This window comes from Cognatundibacterium jejuense (assembly GCF_014284255.1).
Classification (GTDB): Bacteria; Pseudomonadota; Gammaproteobacteria; order Burkholderiales; family Burkholderiaceae_D; genus Undibacterium; species Undibacterium jejuense.
In genome coordinates, this window is record NZ_JACOFV010000079.1 from 1 (window position 1) to 255 (window position 255).

At 52.2% G+C, this 255-nt stretch carries 1 protein-coding gene; it reads right to left on the reverse strand.

What is annotated here, in order from left to right:
* On the reverse strand, positions 1-220 hold a 220-nt coding region (locus H8K32_RS20215), incomplete at its 3' end, for a site-specific integrase (RefSeq protein ID WP_463322634.1).
* Positions 221-255: the final 35 nt, after the last annotated feature.

A 255-nucleotide genomic window follows, 5' to 3' on the forward strand; every position in this document is an offset into this window, starting at 1 on the left:
GCTGCATCATCTTTTTACGTTCCTCTAAGAATTGCGCTCGATCATAGGCGCTCGCTATCTTGTCTTTCTGGGCATGGGCAAGCTGCCTATCTACGGTCTCATGGCGGTATCCTAGCTTCTCCTTTAGCGTGGTCATAGCTAAGGCGCGGAAGCCGTGAGTAGTCATCTTACCTTCATAGCCCATGCGGTTTAAGGCCATGCGTATAGCATCGCCCGACATGGGTTTGCCGTGGTCGCGTTGATTCGGGAATAGGT